The organism is Pseudomonas sp. GW823-FHT02C05, from assembly GCF_058797595.1.
Map to the genome: position 1 here is coordinate 959,702 of NZ_JBXAJU010000002.1, position 18,549 is coordinate 978,250.

The following is an 18,549-nucleotide window of genomic DNA, read 5'->3' on the forward strand; positions in this document are numbered from 1 at the left end:
CCGATGCCATAAGCGTCGGTTTTCGGCGCTTATGCCTTTTACTGCCAGTCCCAGGGCCTTCCTTCTATGCGTATCAAAGTTCACTGCCAGAATCGCATCGGCATCCTGCGCGACATTCTCAACCTGCTGGTGGAATACGGGATCAACGTGGCCCGTGGCGAGGTGGGGGGCGAGCATGGCAATGCCATCTATCTGCACTGCCCGAACCTGATCAACCTGCAATTCCAGGCACTGCGCCCCAAGTTCGAGTCCATCGCCGGGGTGTTTGGCGTCAAGCGAGTCGGGTTGATGCCCAGCGAGCGCCGGCACATGGAGCTCAATGCGCTGTTGGGGGCCCTGGAATTCCCGGTGCTGTCCATCGACATGGGCGGCTCCATCGTGGCGGCCAACCGGGCTGCAGCGCAGTTGCTGGGGGTGCGGGTGGACGAGGTGCCGGGCATTCCCCTGTCGCGCTACGCCGAAGACTTCGACCTGCCGGAACTGGTGCGGGCCAACCAGTCGCGGATCAACGGGTTGCGGGTCAAGGTCAGGGGCGATGTGTTCCTGGCGGACATCGCGCCGCTGCAATCGGAACATGACGACAGCGAAGCCATGGCCGGCGCGGTATTGACCTTGCACCGGGCGGATCGCGTTGGCGAGCGCATCTACAACGTGCGCAAGCAGGAGCTGCGGGGCTTCGACAGCATCTTCCAGAGTTCGAAAGTCATGGCGGCGGTGGTGCGTGAGGCTCGGCGCATGGCGCCGCTGGATGCGCCGTTGCTGATCGAGGGCGAGACCGGGACCGGCAAGGAGCTGCTGGCCCGTGCCTGTCACCTGGCCAGCCCGCGCGGGCAGTCGCCGCTGATGGCCCTGAACTGCGCCGGGTTGCCGGAGTCCATGGCCGAGACCGAACTGTTCGGCTACGGCCCCGGCGCCTTCGAGGGGGCTCGGGCAGAGGGCAAGCTGGGGCTGCTGGAGCTGACCGCCGGTGGCACCCTGTTTCTCGACGGGGTAGGGGAGATGAGCCCACGCTTGCAGGTCAAGCTGCTGCGCTTCCTGCAGGATGGCTGCTTCCGCCGGGTCGGCAGCGATGAAGAGGTGTACCTGGATGTGCGGGTGATCTGCGCGACCCAGGTGGATCTTTCCGAGTTGTGCGCCAGGGGCGAGTTCCGTCAGGACCTCTATCACCGGTTGAATGTGCTGTCCCTGCACATTCCGCCATTGCGCGAATGCCTCGACGGCCTGACCCCCCTGGTGGAGCACTTTCTCGACCAGGCCAGCCGGCAGATCGGTTGCCCGTTGCCGCGTCTGGCGCCGGCGGCCATGGAACGCCTCAGTCACTACCACTGGCCGGGCAATGTGCGGCAACTGGAGAACGTGCTGTTTCAGGCGGTTTCCCTGTGCGATGGCGGTACGGTCAAGACCGAGCACATCCGGCTGCCGGACTATGGTGCGCGCCAGCCGCTTGGCGATTTCTCCCTGGAGGGTGGCCTGGAACAGATTGTCGGGCGCTTTGAAAAGGCCGTGCTCGAGAGTCTGTACGCCGAGCACCCCAGCAGCCGTCAGCTGGGCAAGCGGCTGGGGGTTTCCCACACCACCATCGCCAACAAGCTGCGCGAATACGAGGTCGGCAAGAATGCCGGCGACAATCCCTAGGCTTGTATCCGGGCCGTTACTTGCCGGTAGCGGCATAAGACCGCCGTTTTTCCGTCTTCTGTCAGCGCTGTTTTTTCCTCTGTAATCAGGCAAAGCCTTGCCCCGCCTGGGGATCACCACTGCGTGAAAAAGTTGGTGCGCTTATTGCTTATGGCTTCGCAGTACAGCGGTGGGCGGCAAACGTCCGGCAGACAGAGGAAAGACTGTGGACAAGTACCTTTATGTGGCAATGACCGGCGCCAGCCAGAATGCACTGGCGCAAAAGGCTCATGCCAACAATCTGGCGAACATCTCTACCAATGGTTTTCAGCGCGATCTGGAGCAGGCCCGTGCGATGCCGGTATTTGGTGACAGCTTTCCGGCGCGCGCCTTTGCCATGAGCGAGCGCCCGGCAACGGATTTCAGTGCCGGCTCGATGGTGGAGACCGGTCGTGACCTGGACGTGGCCGTCAGCGGCAACGGCTGGATCGCCGTGCAGAGCCCCGACGGCAGCGAAAGCTATGTGCGTACCGGCAGTTTGAATGTCGACGCCCTGGGTGTGCTGCGCGCCGGCAACGGCATGCCGGTGATGGGCAATGGCGGCCCGATCGCCGTGCCACCCGAGCAGAAGATCGAAGTTGGCCAGGACGGCACCATCAGTATCCGTGCCATGGGCGAGGGCCCACGAGTCATGGCCGAGGTCGACCGCATCAAGCTGGTCAACCCGGACATCAAGAACCTCACCAAAGGCCTGGACGGCTCGATCAAGACCAAGGACGGCCAGCCGGCACCCGCCGATGCCAACGTCCAGCTGGTCTCGGGTTTCCTTGAGTCGAGCAACGTCAACGCCGTTGAAGAGATGACCGCGGTGCTGGCCCTGTCCCGGCAGTTCGAATTGCACGTGAAGATGATGAACAGTGCCAAAGAAGACGACCAGGCCATGGCTCGGGTCTTGCAGATCAGCTAATTACCAGTATCTAGCGCCGTAAAACAGGCGCGAGAGGAGAAATCAATGCTTCCGGCTCTATGGGTTGCCAAAACCGGTCTGTCCGCCCAGGACACCAACCTGACCGTCATTTCCAACAACCTGGCGAACGTCTCGACCACGGGCTTCAAACGTGATCGCGCCGAGTTCCAGGACCTGCTGTACCAGATCAAGCGTCAGCCGGGGGCCCAGTCCACCCAGGACAGCGAGCTGCCAACCGGTCTGCAGGTCGGTACCGGTGTGCGCATTGTCGGCACCCAGAAGAACTTCACCGCCGGCAGCCTGCAGACCACCGAGCAGCCTCTGGACCTGGCCATCAACGGCCGCGGTTTCTTCCAGATCCTGCAGCCCGATGGCACCACGGCCTACACCCGTGACGGTACTTTCCACCTGAACTCCGACGGCCAGATCGTCACCGCCAGCGGTTTTGCCCTGGAGCCTGCGGTTGTCGTGCCCAACGATGCACAGACCTTCACCGTAGGCCAGGACGGCACCGTGTCCATCACCATTGCCGGCAACCCGGCGTCCCAGGTGATCGGCAACCTGCAAACCGCCGACTTCATCAACCCGGCGGGCCTGCAGGCCCAGGGCAACAACCTGTTCCTGGAAACCGCCGCCAGTGGCGCGCCGCAGATCGGTACCCCGGGCCTCAACGGTTTCGGCACCACGCTGCAGAACACCCTGGAAGCCTCCAACGTCAGCACCGTTGAGGAGATGGTCAACATGATCACCACTCAGCGCGCTTACGAGATGAACTCCAAGGTGATCTCCACCGCGGACCAGATGCTCTCGTTCATTACGCAGAAGCTGTAATCAAGTCTTGAGGTCGCCACGGGTCTGAAGTGGCGCACCGGCAACATCGTGAGGAAGGGTCATGAATCGGTTTATTTGTGTTCTAGCGCTGAGTGGGAGTGCCGTGCTCGCGGGCTGTGTCGCCCCGCCGCCCAAGCCCAATGACCCTTACTACGCGCCGGTGCTGCCGCGTACGCCGCTGCCTTCCGCGTCCAACAACGGTTCGATCTACCAGGCCGGCTTCGAGCAGAACCTGTACAGCGACCGCAAGGCGTTCCGGGTCGGTGACATCATCACCATCACCCTGAACGAGCGGACCAACGCCAGCAAGGGTGCCAACTCGGCGCTGACCAAGACCAGTTCCAACAGCATTGGCCTGACCTCGCTGTTCGGTGCCGTGCCCAACACCAACAACCCGCTGGGCGACGGCGACCTGACCCTGAATGCCGGCTACAGCGGCAATCGCGCCACCAAGGGCGACAGCAAGGCGGCCCAGAGCAATAGCCTGACCGGTTCGATCACCGTGACCGTGGCCGACGTACTGCCCAACGGCATCATCGCGGTGCGCGGCGAGAAGTGGATGACCCTCAACACCGGCGATGAGCTGGTGCGGATTGCAGGCCTGGTACGGGCGGACGACATCGCCACCGACAACACCGTGTCCTCGACCCGGGTCGCGGATGCACGCATTACCTATTCGGGCACCGGCTCGTTTGCCGATGCCAACCAGCCTGGCTGGTTCGACCGTTTCTTCCTCAGCCCGCTGTTCCCTTTCTAGGTGATGAAAAGACTCATGCTCAATTTCAAGCACCTGATGGCGGCGGCGTTGTTGCTGTCCACTTCCCTTGGCGTCCAGGCCGAGCGGTTGAAGGACATCGCCAGCATTTCCGGCGTGCGTTCCAACCAATTGATCGGCTATGGCCTGGTGGTCGGGCTTAACGGTACCGGCGACCAGACTACCCAGACGCCTTTCACCTTGCAGACCTTCAACAACATGCTGTCGCAGTTCGGCATCAAGGTGCCGGCCGGCTCCGGCAACGTGCAGTTGAAGAACGTCGCGGCGGTGTCGGTGAGTGCCGATCTGCCGGCGTTCGCCAAGCCGGGCCAGCAGGTGGATATCACCGTGTCCTCCATTGGTAACTCCAAGAGCCTGCGTGGCGGCACCTTGCTGCTGACGCCGCTCAAGGGTATCGACGGCAACGTCTACGCCATCGCCCAGGGCAACCTGGTGGTGGGTGGTTTCGATGCCGAAGGACGCGACGGTTCGAAGATCACCGTCAACGTACCGTCGGCCGGGCGGATTCCTGGTGGAGCCTCGGTCGAGCGTGCCGTGCCCAGTGGTTTCAACCAGGGCAACAGCCTGACCCTGAACCTCAACCGGTCGGATTTCACCACCGCCAAGCGCATCGTCGACAAGATCAACGACATGCTCGGCCCAGGCGTGGCTCAAGCCATCGACGGTGGCTCGATCCGGGTGACTGCACCCCTGGACCCAAGCCAGCGTGTGGACTACCTGTCGATCCTGGAGAACCTGGAGATCGATCCGGGGCAGGCGGTGGCGAAGGTCATCATCAACTCCCGTACCGGCACCATCGTCATTGGCCAGAACGTCAAGGTCTCGCCGGCGGCGGTGACCCACGGCAGCCTGACCGTGACCATTACCGAAGACCCGATCGTCAGCCAGCCCGGCCCTCTGTCCAATGGCCAGACCGCGGTGGTGCCCCGCTCGCGGGTCAATGCTCAGCAGGAAGCCAAGCCGATGTTCAAGTTCGGCCCGGGCACCACTCTGGATGAGATCGTCCGGGCGGTGAACCAGGTGGGCGCGGCGCCAGGCGACTTGATGGCCATCCTTGAAGCCTTGAAACAGGCCGGCGCCTTGCAGGCCGACCTGATCGTGATTTGAGGTGAGCGCCATGGATATTCGTAAGAGCGGACTGATTGGCAGCGGCGATTCCGGGTCTTACTCCGACCTCAACCGCCTGCAGCAACTGAAGGTCGGCGACAAGGACGGCGAAGCCAACGTGCGCAAAGTGGCGCAGGAGTTCGAGTCGCTGTTTCTCAATGAAATGCTCAAGTCCATGCGCAAGGCCACTGACGTCATAGGCCAGGACAACCCGCTCAATACCCCGGCCGCCAAGCAGTACCAGGACATGTATGACCAGCAGTTGGCGGTGTCCCTGTCTCGCGAGGGTGGCGGTATCGGCCTGGCCAATGTGCTGATGCGCCAGATGATGAAGAACAAGCCGGCTCATCCGAATGCGGCCACCACGACTTTGCCGGCCGCGGCGCCGGTGGCGACTCCGACGCCGATCGCTGCCGGTACCACGGCCCAGGATGGTCCGTTGAGCCGGGTCAACGGCCAGCGCCCGATGTGGGCTTCGCGGGCCCACGATCCTTTGCGCACGAGCGTGGCGCATAACGACATGGTGCTGCTCAACCAGCGGCGTCTGTCCCTGCCCAGCAAGCTCACCGATCGCCTGTTGACCGGCATCGTGCCGTCGGCCGGTGCCGTCGAGGGCGGCGCACAGAACGCCGCGCCGACCCGCAACAGCCCGGCCGCCGATGCCGTGCTGCGGGGCGAGTGGCGGGTCAATCAGGGCTACGCCGCGTCCCAGGGCAAGATGCGGGTCTATGGCCGGGCCATGGCCCAGCCGCCGCTGGCACCGGCCAAGCGTGCCTTCAGTTCCGCCGACGACTTCGTCGCCACCATGCTGCCGATGGCGCAGCAGGCGGCCCAGCGTATCGGGATCGATCCGCGCTACCTGGTGGCCCAGGCCGCCCTGGAAACCGGCTGGGGCAAATCGGTGATGCGCCAGCAGGATGGCAGCAGCAGCCACAACCTGTTCGGCATCAAGGCCGGCAGCAGTTGGCAGGGTGCACAGGCCCGGGCGATCACCAGCGAGTTCCGCAACGGGCAGATGGTCAAGGAGACGGCGGCGTTCCGTTCCTACGATTCCTATCAGGACAGCTTCCACGATCTGGTGACCTTGTTGCAGAGCAACAATCGCTATCAAGAAGTGCTGAAGGTGGCCGATAAACCAGAACAGTTTGTTCGCGAGTTGCAAAAAGCCGGGTATGCAACGGACCCGGATTACGCAAGCAAGATTTCGCAGATAGCCAAGCAGATGAAGAATTACCAGAACTACGCTGCGGCTGGCGTTTCCACGAATTTATAAGGTCTGAATCATGAGTTTGCTCAATATCGGGATGTCGGGGCTGGCCGCCAGCCAAACGTCGTTGATGACCACGGGTAACAACATTGCCAACGCCGACACCGCCGGGTACTCGCGTCAGCAGACCGTGCAGGGCACCAAGGCCTCCAGCCAGAATGGCAACGTCTTCATCGGCACCGGCACCACCCTGGCGGACGTGCGCCGGGTCTATAACAGCTTCCTCGATGCCCAGTTGCGCACCGCCACCTCGCTCAACAGCGATGCCGCGGCGTTCCAGGGGCAGATCAGTCCGATCGACCAATTGCTGTCGGACAGCGGCACCGGCATGACCGGCGCCCTGACCAAGTTCTTCGCCTCGGTGCAGAACCTCAACGCCAAGCCTACCGACGAGGCTTCCCGGCAGTTGCTGCTCAGCGACACCCAGGCCCTGAGCAACCGTTTCAACTCGGTATCCAGCCAGCTCAACCAGCAGAACACCAATATCAACGGCAACCTGGCGAACATGGCGGACCAGGTCAACAAGCTGGCCAACACCGTGGCCCAGCTCAACCAGAAGATTTCCGAGCTGTCGACCAACGGTAACGGCATGCCCAACGATCTGCTCGATGCGCGTAATGAAACCGTGCGCCAGCTTTCGACCTTCATCGGCGTGCAGGTCTCGGAGCGTGGCTCCAGCGTCGACCTGTACCTGGGCAGCGGCCAGCCGCTGGTCATGGGTAACTCGGCCAATACCCTGGAAGTGGTGCAGGGCAAGAACGACCCGAGCCGCTCCGCGCTGCAGTTGAACCGGGGCTCGAGCAGCATCGACATCACCAACCTCACCACCGGTGGCGAGATCGGCGGCCTGCTGCGCTACCGCAGCGAAGTGCTGGATCCGGCGATGAACGAGCTGGGCCGAGTAGCCCTCGTGGTTGCCGACCAAATGAACAGCCTGATGGCTCAGGGCATCGACAAGAACGGTGATTTCGGCGGCAACCTGTTCAACGACATCAACAGTGCCCGGATGATCAGCCAGCGCAGCATTGGCAGTGCCACCAACAGCGCAGGCTCGGGCAACTTCGATGTCACCATCAAGGACACCGGCAAGCTGAGCACCAGCGACTACACCGTGACCTTCAGCAGTGCCACCGACTACAGCGTCAAGCGCTCCGATGGCACCGACATGGGCAGCTTCAGCACTACCACCAGCCCGGCACCGGTGATCGATGGCTTCTCGCTGAAGCTCAATGGTACGGTCGGTGCCGGTGACAGCTTCAAGATCACCCCGACCCGCAATGCCGCTACCACCATCCAGACCGAAATGACCGACCCCAAGCGCCTGGCCCTCGCGGCTCCGCTGAAGGCCGAGCTGGCTGCCGGGCTCAAGAGCTCCCTGAGCATTTCCGCGCAGCCTTCCTTGAGCGTGCCGATCGACAACTACGACGCCGCAGCCAAGCTTGAGATGCAGACCGCAATCAAGAATTCGGGCCCGGTCAAAGTGGTGTTCAATGCGCCGGCAGGCGGCAGCCAGAGCTACGACTATTTCGATGCCAAGGGCAACAAGATGGGCAGCGGCTCCATCGTTCCCGGGCAGACCAACACCCTCAACCTGCAGATCAACATGCTGGATGCCAGCGGTGCGCCGATCACCGACGGCGGCACGCCACCGGTGACCAAGACGTTCGGCGTGCAGATGACCGTGGCCGGCGCTCCCGCTGCCGGCGACAGCATGAACATCTCGGTGAACGGCGCCGGCTCTTCGGACAACCGCAACGGCCTGGCGCTGGCCGGTTTGCAGAGCAAGCAGACAGTCGATACAGGTTCTGCCAGCAAAGGCATCACCCTGGTGGATGCCTACGGCAAGCTGATCGAGAACGTCGGCGCCAAGGCCAGTCAGGGCAGCCTCGACAGCGCCGCTACCGGCACCATCCTGGCTAACGCCAAGGGCGCCCGGGACTCGCTGTCCGGGGTCAACCTGGATGATGAGACCGGCAACCTGGTCAAGTTCCAGCAGTACTACACAGCGTCGTCGCAGATCATCAAGGCTGCGCAGGAAACCTTCAGCACGCTGATCAACAGCCTTTAAGGAGTCGTAGCCCATGCGCATTTCCACCTCCCAGTTTTACGAGTCCTCGGCTACCAACTACCAGAAGAACTTTTCCAAAGTGGTCCAGAGCAGCGAAGAGGCCAGCAGCCTGGTTCGCGTCAAGACCGCTGCCGACGATCCGGTAGGTGCCGCGCGCCTGCTGCAGCTGGGCCAACAGGCTTCGTTGCTGGACCAGTACAAGACCAACACCAACTCGATCAAGGCCTCCCTGGGCCAGACCGAATCGGTGATGACCAGCATCAACAACGTGCTGGCCCGCGCCAAGGAACTGGCCTCCGGTGCCGGCAACGCCGGTTACACCGACGCCGACCGCCAGGCCAATGCTTCGGAACTGGGGCAGATCGAAGAGCAGTTGCTGAGCCTGATGAACTCCCAGGACGAAAACGGCAAGTACATCTTCGGTGGCTCCAAGGATGATGTTCCGCCGTTCAGTCGCAACTCCGATGGCACCTACAGCTACAACGGTGACCAGAGCAGCCTGCAACTGCCGGTCGGCGACACCATGATGATGGCCGCCAACAGCACCGGTTGGGATGTGTTCCAGCAGGCACTGAACACCAGCCGCAGCCAGGTCACCATGACCGCGCCAGCCGTGGATGACGGGCGGATTTCCCTGTCCAACGGCCAGGTGGCCAACAACGGTGCCTACAACAGCCAGTTCCGCAGCGGCGAGCCTTACACCGTGTCCTTCGTGTCGGGCACCCAGCTGAAGATCGTCGACGGCAGTGGCAACGATGTGACGGCCGAGGCCAGCAAAGGCGGTGTTTTCGGCACTGCGCCGAACCAGACCGTGAGCTTCCGTGGGGTCGACCTGAGCCTGAACGTCAACCTCAAGTCCGGTGACGACGCCAACGCCGTGCTGCCGGGGCATACCTTCACCCTGGGCTCCAAGCCGGACACCTTCAACGTGGCGCGCTCTCCGGGCAACCCGAGCATGACTCAGGTCTCGAACACCAGCATTACCGATCCGGTGGCCTACAACTCCACCTTCCCCAGTGGTTCGGCGATCCTCAAGTTCACCAGCGCTACCAATTTCGATCTGTACGCTGCGCCACTGACCGCTGATAGCAAGCCGGTGTCCTCGGGCGTGGTCGGGCCGGGCAACGTCGCCACCGCGGCGGGCGTGAGCTTCACCCTGACCGGCGCGCCTTCTCCGGCGGCCAACGATCAGTTCAGTGTGTCGGTCAACACCCACGAGACCCAGAACATACTGGATACCGTGAGCCAGCTGAAAAACGCCTTGAACACGCCAACCGCCGGCAACACCCTGGCGACCCAGAAGCAACTGGCCGACCTCGCCTCGGGGATGGCCAACCTGGCCAGTGGCATCGACCAGCTGTCCATCGGTATCAGTTCGGTGGGTGGTCGTGGTTCGGCCCTGGACACCCAGACCGAAATCAACGAAAGCCTGGCAGCTGCCAACACCAAGACCCGCTCGGCCATCAGCGACTCCGATCCGGCCGAAGTGATGACCCGCCTGACCCTGCAACAGACCATGCTGCAAGCCTCGCAGCTGGCCTTCAGCAAGATTGCCCAACTGGGTCTGTTCAACAAGGTCTGAGTGCGTGGCGTTCGGGCTGGCGCCCGGACGCCGCGATCTTCGAGCAGCCAGCCGTCTTTTTTAAGCGGTCTTGCAGCCCTGGCATCACTGGCCAGGGCTCGCCGCTCGAGAGTTTCCCGCCGTGAGCCAAGCCCCTCTAGTCAGCATCGTCATTCCCGCCTTCAACCCACGCTTCTTCAGCCAGGCTCTGGAAAGTGCCTTGGCGCAGACCTATCAGCCACTGGAGATCGTTGTTTGCGACGACAGTCCCGGCGATGAAATCCAGCAGGTTGTACAAGGGCTGAGCGAACCCGCGCACCCGGTGCGTTACTTGCGCAACCCGCAACCTTTGGGGTTGCAGAAAAACCTGTTGCGCTGCGTGAAAGAGGCCCGGGGCGAGCTGATCAAGGTGCTTTGCGACGATGACCGGCTGTTTGCGCCGAGCATCGCCCTGCAGGCGCAAGTGCTGATCGAGCACCCTGAGGTCAATCTGGTGTTCGCACTACGGGTGTTCAACGACGAAGGCAACTCCATTCTTCCGCCGCGGATTGAAAACTGCCGCTTTGCGCCGCTCGACGTGCTGCTCAAAGGCGATGACATGCTGGCGATCTTCGAGGGCACGCGGAAAAACTTCCTCGGCAACTTCAGTGCGGCACTGATGCGTCGAGCCGACGTGCTGGAGGTACTGCCAGCCCTGATCCACAAGGGCGCCGGTTTTGTCGCCTTGCTGGACCTGGCGCTGTTCATCTGCCTGATGCGCCGCGGCAATCTGGCGGCCCTGTCCACCGTGTTGAGTTGCGAGCGCCTGTATCAGGGGCGTTTCAGCCGCACGCCGCAAGTGCTCAAGGCCGTTGCCACCGAATGGGAATGGCTATTGCGGATGCTCTCCGAGCGTTCTGGCGAGTCGGCGCCCGCTGCGGGCTGGGTGCGTTACGTTGAACTGGCGCGAGCCGCCGAGCAGCCACGGCCATGGCGTGAGCTGGGGGTGCTCCATGTGCTCGGCAATCGCAGCGCCGTGGTCAACGGTCGGGTAGGGGGCGAGAGTCAAAGCTACGAGGAGTTCTACCAGCAATGGCTGGCGGCACGCTGCCTGTCGGCGGCGGAACAGCGGTTGCTGCCGCAGCGCATCGAAAGCTGGCCGCGGCGGGTGCGGATCGTGCCGATCGTCATGGACCTGGCAGGTGATGGCGCCGCTCTCGAGCGGACGCTGGGCAGCCTGGCCGGCCAGTTGTACCCAGCCGAAACGATCGTGGTGTTGTCCACCGCTGCCGGTACAGCCGGGGAGGCTGTGCTGCGTCAACCCTTGCGGGCCGACTGGGCCGGGCAACTCAACGAACTGATCCCTCGCCTGGATACCTGTGACTGGTTCTATCTGTTGCAGTCGGGTGACCAACTGCGTGACACGGCATTGCTGGTGCTGGCCGAGCGGATCGCCAACACCCCGGCCATGCTCTGCGCCTACAGTGACGAAGGCGCATTGCTTGATGGTCAGTCAACCGAACCGGTGTTCAAGCCCGACTTCAACCTCGATTTGATGCGTGCCTACCCTTATGTCGGGCGCTCGCTGGCCTTTTCCCGCGAGCGTTTCCTGAGCGAGGGAGGCTTCGATTGCGCACGTGGCGAGCTGGCGCCCCAGGATCTGTTGTGGCGGCTGGTGGAAAATGTGGGCCCGCAAACCATCGAGCATATTGCCGATATCCAGATCGAGTCCGAGTTCCCGTTCGCAAAGTGGCTGTCCCGGCCCCAGGTCATCGAAGCCAGTGAGGGGCTGGTCGCTGCGCACTTGCAGCGCATCGGCGTGCAGTGCCGGATCCGCCATGATGATTTGCCCTTGCTCAATCGCATCGACTATCAGCACGGTGCGCGGCCGCTGGTGTCGATCATCATCACCTGCGGGGATTCGCTGCCGGCCTTGCAGCGTTGCGTCGAAGGCCTGATCGAGCAGACCGCCTACAACCATTACGAGATCCTGCTGGTGGCTGCCGGCAGTCGCGACCCGGACATGGCTGACTGGCTGGCGGCCATGGGGCAGTTGGGGGGCAACATGCTGCGGGTCTTGCCTTATGCCGGCCCCGCCAACCAGGCGGCCTTGACCAACAGCATTGCGGCCCAGGCTCGCGGCGACTACCTGCTGTTGCTCAGCCACGACACACGGATCTGCACCAGCGACTGGCTGGACGAGCTGCTCAACCAGGCCCAGCGTCCGGAGGTGGCTGTCGTGGGGGCGCGCATCCTTGCTACCGATGGCTCCATCCTGCATGCCGGGCAGGTACTGGGCATGTCTGGGCCCGTGGGCTCGCCGTTCATCGGCGAGGCACTGGGTGCCCGTGGTTATATGCAGCGTCTGCAGGTGGTGCAGAACTGGAGTGCGGTCAGCCGCGACTGCCTGATGATCCGCAAGGACGTGTTCGACAGTCTGGGCGGGCTGGATGAACAGAGTTTCGGCGCTGACCTGGGTGAAGCCGACCTGTGCCTGCGCGTCGATCGCGATGGCTACCTGGTGGTCTGGACCCCCCACGCCACCCTGATGCTGGCCCCGGCGTTGGCGCCACCGCAGGCGCCTGGGCAGCAGCAGATGCAGGAGGCTGAACAGGAGCGCTTCTACCGTCAGTGGCTGCCGAAGATCGCTCGCGATCCAGCCTACAATCCGGCCCTGAGCCTGGGGTTCTCCAGTTTCAGCCTGGAACCCAGCCTGCGCAACAACTGGAACCCGTTCTGCTCACGAGCCTTGCCGCTGGTGCTCGGCTTGCCGGTCAACAGCAGCGCGGTCGGGCATTACCGGGTCACCGGGCCACTGCGCGAGCTGGAAGCTGCAGGCAGGGTCATCGCTCGGGTGGCATACGAATCTCCGACCACCGTGGAAATCGAGCGTTTGTCGCCCGATACCATCGTGCTCCAGGGGCGCTACAGCGACGGCGCGGCCAGCGACATTCTGCGAATGAAGAAGTACTCCAGTGCGTTGCGGGTCTTCGAACTCGATGATTACGTGGTCAGCGCGCCAAAGAAAAACAGCCATGCTCGCAACAAGCCGGCGAACATCGAGCAGATGCTGCGCGACGGCATTGCCCTGTGCGATCGGCTGGTGGTCACCACTCAGCCGCTGGCGGATGTCCTGTCGGACATGCACAGCGATATCAGGGTAGTACCCAATATGCTCGCCCCTGAGCCCTGGGCGGGGCTGAGCAGCCGTCGCGGTACTTCCAGCAAGCCGCGGGTCGGCTGGGGTGGGGGCACCAGTCACACCGGGGACCTGGAGGTCATTGCCGATGTCGTGCGTGAACTGGCCTCTGAGGTGGAATGGGTGTTCTTCGGCATGTGCCCCGACGCCTTGCGCCCTTATGTGCACGAGTTCCATCCGGCGATCGGCTTGCAGGCTTACCCCCTCAAGCTCGCCAGCCTGAACCTCGACCTGGCTCTGGCACCTCTGGAGTTCCATATTTTCAATGACTGCAAGAGCAACTTGCGGTTGCTGGAGTACGGAGCCTGCGGCTACCCGGTCATTTGCACCGACACTGAGGCCTATCGTGGCTTCCTGCCGTGCACCAGGGTTCGCAGCAACACGACCGAAGAGTGGCTGCAGGCGATCCGCATGCACCTCAGCGACCCTGTTGCCAGCCACCGCATGGGAGATGAATTGCGCGAGGCGGTGCGGCGCGACTTCATGCTGGGCCCCGACAACCTGCAGCACTGGATGTGGGGCTGGTTGGCAGACTGAAGAAACCGCTGCAAAAAAAGCCACGCCTGCCAAGCGTGGCTTTTTTGTTTCTTGCGTGGCCTCTCGCAGTGGCGGGGGCTGCGCTCTACGCACCGATGGAACTGGCGCGTTTCCTGCAGCCTTGCTGGCAATTGTCATAAAACGAACGCTGTCGATGATCGGGTGTGTCTTCCGGCGCTCATGGGTGTAGCGCACGCGTGCGGGTAGCTTCCGGCTCGCCTGTTGTGGCCGGTGCCTGGAGTCAGGCGTAGCGTTGGCCAGGTGTTGAGCAGTTCTCAAGCCAATTCTTTGGCGCATCCAGGGGCGCAGTTGCGCTCGCGGGATGGATGAGCCGAGAGGGACATGCCGGGATCGGGTTCGTACAACATTAATGATTTGAGGTTCCAGGCGATCAGCCGGATGAGGGAATGGACAGATGTGGGTTCAAACAAAAGCAAACGAGGATGCAGCCCCGATGAGTGAGCGTTTCACTCTGGTGCTATTGACCCACGAGGCCAAGGCGCTGGCACAGCGAGCGCTGCGCTACTACAGCAGCTTTGCCTGTTCCATCCTGGTTCTGGATTCCTCGGAAAAGGCGGACGAGTCTCTGGCTCGCCAATTCCCGAAGGTGGATTACCGCCACGTGCCACAGTTTTCCCGGCAGGACCAGCAGGGCAAGCTGACTTACGGTGTGGGCCTGGTCGACACGCCCTACCTGGCGATTGCCAGCGACACCGACTTTTTGATCGCCGATGGGATTAGCACCGCGCTAGCTTTCCTTGATGCCCACCCCGATTACGCGGTCTGCCATGGCTATGGCCTGATGTATTCGGCGCGGGTCCTGGAAACCAGCTATTACCTGCGCGATCGCAAGGGGCCCGAAGACTTCGCCGCCGCGAACGGGCGTGAGCGGATCATGAGTTTCATGGGGCATTACCTGAGCCCCTTCAATGCCGTGACCCGCACCGATGTGCTGCGCCAGTGGTACAGCCAGTTGCCACCTGCGGTGAGCACCGAGTGGCTGGATATAGGTTACGCCTTCTTCCTGTTGGCCACTGCCAAGGCGCGGATCCTGCCGGTTCCGTTCATTGTTCGTGAGGCCAATAGGGAGGCCCTGGAGCGCACCGCCCGCATTCAGGCGTTGCTGAGCAGCAAGGATGCCGGCTCGTTGGCCCAGCATCAGCAATTTGCCGAGTTTCTTGCGACCCTGCCGCACAACTGCGAAGGCCCGGATGCGCAGCAGATGAAGCAGCTGGCGCTGGACAGCTTTGCCGCCTTGGCCGAGTGCCTTGAAAGTGGCCGTTCGCTCAAGGGTGTGATGATCTTTCGCTCCACCTGGAGCGAGGTCGGCAAGGACCCGGTGCGTGCTTTCGGCTCGGAGCAGTTTGTCGAAATGCCGTTCTACAACCAGCCGATGTTCGATCTGTTGACGCAGATCGAGTTTCTTGTGCATGCGATGCCTGCGGGGCGCCTGCAGCTCAATGAGCTGGAAGGGGTGCTGCTCAAGCAGGAGGAATTGCTGCGGGTGCACTCGAATGACACGGCGCGAACCCTTCGCAGCCGGCTGTGGGAAGCCATGGCGCTGAACCTGTTCAACTTCACCGTGGTCAAGCGCCTTGCCGAGTCGATGCGCGATACCGACGAAGTGGAGGTGTTCCGCGAACTGCAGGAGTGGGCAGCCCGCCTCAAGGCGCTGCCGGCCACCGATAGCAGCGCGTTGTTTGCCAATACCCAGTCCGGGCAGTTGTTCAGCTGGCTGGAAGGCCGTGGCCCGAAACCGGGTCAGTTCAAGTCGATCGCCCATCTGCTGGGAAGGCGCGCCGGTGGGCCGCAGTTTCAGATTCTGCTGCTCGACCTCGACGCCGACATGATCAAGTTGCAAGCCACTTTCGATTCCCTGATGGCCAACCACTGCAAGGCATTCAAGCTGGTGGTGCTGACCACCGGCGATCTGCCGGCGATGACCACGGCACAGGACACTGTGCACTTCGTCAAGGTCAGCCAGGGCAACTATATCGAGCGCCTGAATCAGCTGGTGGCGCAGTCCACAGCGCACTGGGTACTCCTGATGGAGGCGGGTGACCAGCTCACCGCAAGCGGGCTGCTGCGGGCAAGCCTGGAGTTGCTGGGCGCCGAAGGCATCAGGGCCGTGGCGATGGATGAGGTGCAGCGGCAAGCCGATGGCACCTTGCGTCACGTGTTCCGTCCCGGAGTCAATCTGGACCTGCTGCAAAGCGCCCCCAATCTGATGGCGCGCCATTGGCTGCTGCACCGTGAAGTGCTGGTGCAGGCAGGTGGGTTCAATCGCGAGTTTGCTCGGGCCGTCGAGCTGGATCTGGTTCTGCGCCTGATCGAAGACGGCGGTCTGGCCGGCCTGGCTCATCTCGCCGAGCCGCTGCTGATCTGCCAGGCTGCGCCAGCCGGGGAAAATGCCGAGGAGCGCCAGGTACTGAGCCGTCACCTGGCCAATCGTGGGTATCGGGCTCAGGTCAGTTCTGCCCAGCCAGGGACCTACCAGATCGACTATCAACATGCCGAGCGGCCTCTGGTTTCGATCATTCTGCCGAGCCAGGACAACTTCGCCGAGCTGCAACGCTGTCTGGTGAGTGTGCTGCAACGTACCCGCTACCAGCGTTACGAGGTGCTGATTGCCGAGAACCACAGCCAGAACGCCGAACTCGATAGCTGGCTGGCCAGCCTGGAACGCCAGGGGGAGCGGATCCGGGTGTTGCGCAGCGGCCAGCGGGTGAGCACTTCGGCACTGCACAATGCAGCCTGCGCTGAAGCCAAGGGGGAGTACCTGTTGCTGCTTTCGGCCGATGCCGAAGTGGTCAATGCCAACTGGATCGACAGCCTGCTCAACCAGGTACAGCGTCCGGAGATCGGGATTGTCGGCGCCAGGCTGGTGAATGAGCGCGGCATGACCACCCAGGCGGGCCTGATCCTCGGCCTCAATGGCCAGTTGGGCGCAGCCTTCGCCGGAGAGGCCAAGGATGCTCCGGGCTACATGAACAGCCTCTGGGTGGAGAAGAACTACTCGGCGGTATCCGGCGTCTGCCTGATGATCGCCAAGGCGTTGTTCGAGGCCGTAGGTGGTTTGGACGAGGAGCATTTCGACCAGGCCTTCGCCGATGTCGACCTGTGCCTGAAGGTGGCCGATGCCGGTTATCTCACCGTCCTGACTCCGCAAGCGCAGGTCATGCATCCCGGCACCCTGGCGCAAGATCCACAGGCCTTGGCAGCCCTGAAAGACAAATGGGCGGCGCGCTTTGCGCAGGATACGGCCTACAACCAGAACCTGGCGTTGACTGGCAAGGGCTTTGCGCTGGGGACCGCGAGCCGGGTGGACTGGCAGCAGTTGCTGTCCAATTGATCACTGCCCCAAGGAGATCCACATGCACAACAGCCTATTGATGCTTCACCGGGTGTCTGAGTGCCTGAGCAGGCCGGTCTGCAATGGACTGCCATCATGACTCCCTATCGGATTCCCTATGGGCGTCAAAGCATCAGTCAGGCCGACATTGATGCTGTGGTGCAAGTGCTTGAGTCTCCCTGGCTGACCCAGGGGCCGACCATTGAGCGCTTTGAGCGTGGGTTGGCCGAGTATTGCCAGGCCGAACATGCAGTGGCTGTGTGTAATGCCACGGCGGCATTGCATATTGCCTGTCTGGCTGCCGGCCTGGGGCAGGGGGACCTGCTGTGGACCAGCCCCAATACCTTCGTCGCCTCGGCCAATTGCGCGCGCTACTGTGGGGCCCGGGTAGACTTCGTTGACATCGATCCGCATACCTGGAACATGGATGCGAACCTGCTGGCGCAGAAGCTTGAAGTGGCAGAGCGCAACGGCACCTTGCCGAAGGTTGTTGTGGTGGTGGCTTTTGCCGGCCAGAGTGCCGATATGCAGGCTATCGCCGAGCTTTCCCGGCGCTACGGTTTTGTCCTGATCGAAGATGCAGCCCATGCGGTGGGGGCTTCCTATCTGGGGCGTCCGGTGGGTTGTGGGGCCCATGCGGCGATGACCATCTTCAGTTTTCATCCAGTGAAGATCATTACCAGCGCCGAAGGCGGAATGGTGCTCACCAATAATCCGGAGTACGCCGAGCGGATGCGGCGTTTGCGCAGCCATGGCATTACCAGTGATCCGGGGTTGATGCAGGTTCCGGATAACGGGCTCTGGTACTACCAGCAATTGGAGCTGGGTTTCAATTATCGAATGACCGATCTGCATGCTGCACTGGGCTTGTCGCAGATGGCGCGGCTCGATGAGTTTGTGGCTCGACGCCGCGAGCTCGCTGCGCGTTACCAGGTGCTGCTGGCGGATCTGCCTGTGACCCTGCCGACTCTGCAGGAGGGCGCCGATTCGGCGTGGCATCTGTATGTGGTGCGGCTGGATCTGAGCCGTATCAGCCTGAGTCAGAAGCAGGTCTTTGATGCGCTGCGCGCAGCGGGCCTTGGGGTAAACCTGCACTACATTCCCGTGCATCTACAGCCTTACTATCAGGAGCAGGGGTTCGCCGAGGGAGACTTCCCCCAAGCCGAGCGCTACTTCCTTGAGGCTCTCAGTCTGCCTCTTTTCCCGGAGCTGACCGACGCGCTGCAAGATGAAGTGGTGGCACATATGCGGCGGATTCTGCTTTGACGGTTTTTGCCATGGCTGGACCTTGC

At 62.5% G+C, this 18,549-nt stretch carries 11 protein-coding genes; all 11 read left to right on the top strand.

Annotation, left to right across the window (positions count from 1 at the left end; all coding sequences use genetic code 11):
* The first annotated feature begins 66 nt into the window (after window positions 1–66).
* A complete protein-coding gene (locus tag AC1RGE_RS15470; RefSeq protein ID WP_047284476.1) occupies window positions 67–1,635 on the top strand; it encodes a sigma-54-dependent phenylalanine hydroxylase transcriptional regulator PhhR in 1,569 nt (522 codons plus the stop codon).
* A 205-nt stretch (window positions 1,636–1,840) separates the two neighbouring features.
* The gene (gene flgF / locus AC1RGE_RS15475; RefSeq protein WP_011059949.1) at window positions 1,841–2,581 is read left to right on the top strand and encodes a flagellar basal-body rod protein FlgF; all 741 of its coding nucleotides are present in this window, start codon (window positions 1,841–1,843) and stop codon (window positions 2,579–2,581) included.
* Window positions 2,582–2,626: 45 nt separating this feature from the next.
* On the top strand, window positions 2,627–3,412 hold the full coding sequence (gene flgG / locus AC1RGE_RS15480; protein ID WP_011059950.1) for a flagellar basal-body rod protein FlgG: 786 nt from the start codon (window positions 2,627–2,629) through the stop codon (window positions 3,410–3,412).
* Window positions 3,413–3,473: 61 nt separating this feature from the next.
* On the top strand, window positions 3,474–4,169 hold the full coding sequence (gene flgH, locus AC1RGE_RS15485; RefSeq protein WP_011059951.1) for a flagellar basal body L-ring protein FlgH: 696 nt from the start codon (window positions 3,474–3,476) through the stop codon (window positions 4,167–4,169).
* Window positions 4,170–4,184: 15 nt separating this feature from the next.
* Window positions 4,185–5,294 (top strand): flagellar basal body P-ring protein FlgI, encoded by a 1,110-nt coding sequence (locus tag AC1RGE_RS15490; protein WP_011059952.1) that lies wholly within the window; start codon window positions 4,185–4,187, stop codon window positions 5,292–5,294.
* Between the two features lie 10 nt (window positions 5,295–5,304).
* Window positions 5,305–6,567, top strand: coding sequence for a flagellar assembly peptidoglycan hydrolase FlgJ (flgJ, locus tag AC1RGE_RS15495; protein WP_011059953.1), 1,263 nt, complete (start codon window positions 5,305–5,307; stop codon window positions 6,565–6,567).
* Window positions 6,568–6,577: 10 nt separating this feature from the next.
* Window positions 6,578–8,629 carry a flagellar hook-associated protein FlgK gene (flgK, locus tag AC1RGE_RS15500; protein ID WP_011059954.1) on the top strand — a complete coding sequence of 684 codons (2,052 nt, stop codon included), beginning with the start codon at window positions 6,578–6,580 and terminating at the stop codon, window positions 8,627–8,629.
* Window positions 8,630–8,642: 13 nt separating this feature from the next.
* Entirely contained in the window at window positions 8,643–10,211 is a 1,569-nt protein-coding gene (locus AC1RGE_RS15505; RefSeq protein WP_011059955.1) for a flagellar hook-associated protein 3, read from the top strand.
* A gap of 121 nt (window positions 10,212–10,332) precedes the next feature.
* Window positions 10,333–13,905 (top strand): glycosyltransferase, encoded by a 3,573-nt coding sequence (locus AC1RGE_RS15510; protein WP_492584588.1) that lies wholly within the window; start codon window positions 10,333–10,335, stop codon window positions 13,903–13,905.
* A 415-nt stretch (window positions 13,906–14,320) separates the two neighbouring features.
* A complete protein-coding gene (locus AC1RGE_RS15515) occupies window positions 14,321–17,257 on the top strand; it encodes a TIGR00180 family glycosyltransferase (protein ID WP_103289638.1) in 2,937 nt (978 codons plus the stop codon).
* A gap of 96 nt (window positions 17,258–17,353) precedes the next feature.
* Entirely contained in the window at window positions 17,354–18,523 is a 1,170-nt protein-coding gene (pseC, locus tag AC1RGE_RS15520) for a UDP-4-amino-4,6-dideoxy-N-acetyl-beta-L-altrosamine transaminase (RefSeq protein WP_346624514.1), read from the top strand.
* Window positions 18,524–18,549 lie beyond the last annotated feature (26 nt).

What these genes read in the sequence shown, in the direction of transcription:
- AC1RGE_RS15515 (WP_103289638.1), top strand. Translation starts at nt 14,321, where the DNA reads ATGTGGGTTCAAACAAAAGCAAACGAGGATGCAGCCCCGATGAGTGAG.
- AC1RGE_RS15490 (WP_011059952.1), top strand. Translation starts at nt 4,185, where the DNA reads ATGCTCAATTTCAAGCACCTGATGGCGGCGGCGTTGTTGCTGTCCACT.
- flgG (WP_011059950.1), top strand. Translation starts at nt 2,627, where the DNA reads ATGCTTCCGGCTCTATGGGTTGCCAAAACCGGTCTGTCCGCCCAGGAC.
- pseC (WP_346624514.1), top strand. Translation starts at nt 17,354, where the DNA reads ATGACTCCCTATCGGATTCCCTATGGGCGTCAAAGCATCAGTCAGGCC.
- flgJ (WP_011059953.1), top strand. Translation starts at nt 5,305, where the DNA reads ATGGATATTCGTAAGAGCGGACTGATTGGCAGCGGCGATTCCGGGTCT.
- AC1RGE_RS15470 (WP_047284476.1), top strand. Translation starts at nt 67, where the DNA reads ATGCGTATCAAAGTTCACTGCCAGAATCGCATCGGCATCCTGCGCGAC.
- flgH (WP_011059951.1), top strand. Translation starts at nt 3,474, where the DNA reads ATGAATCGGTTTATTTGTGTTCTAGCGCTGAGTGGGAGTGCCGTGCTC.
- AC1RGE_RS15505 (WP_011059955.1), top strand. Translation starts at nt 8,643, where the DNA reads ATGCGCATTTCCACCTCCCAGTTTTACGAGTCCTCGGCTACCAACTAC.
- flgK (WP_011059954.1), top strand. Translation starts at nt 6,578, where the DNA reads ATGAGTTTGCTCAATATCGGGATGTCGGGGCTGGCCGCCAGCCAAACG.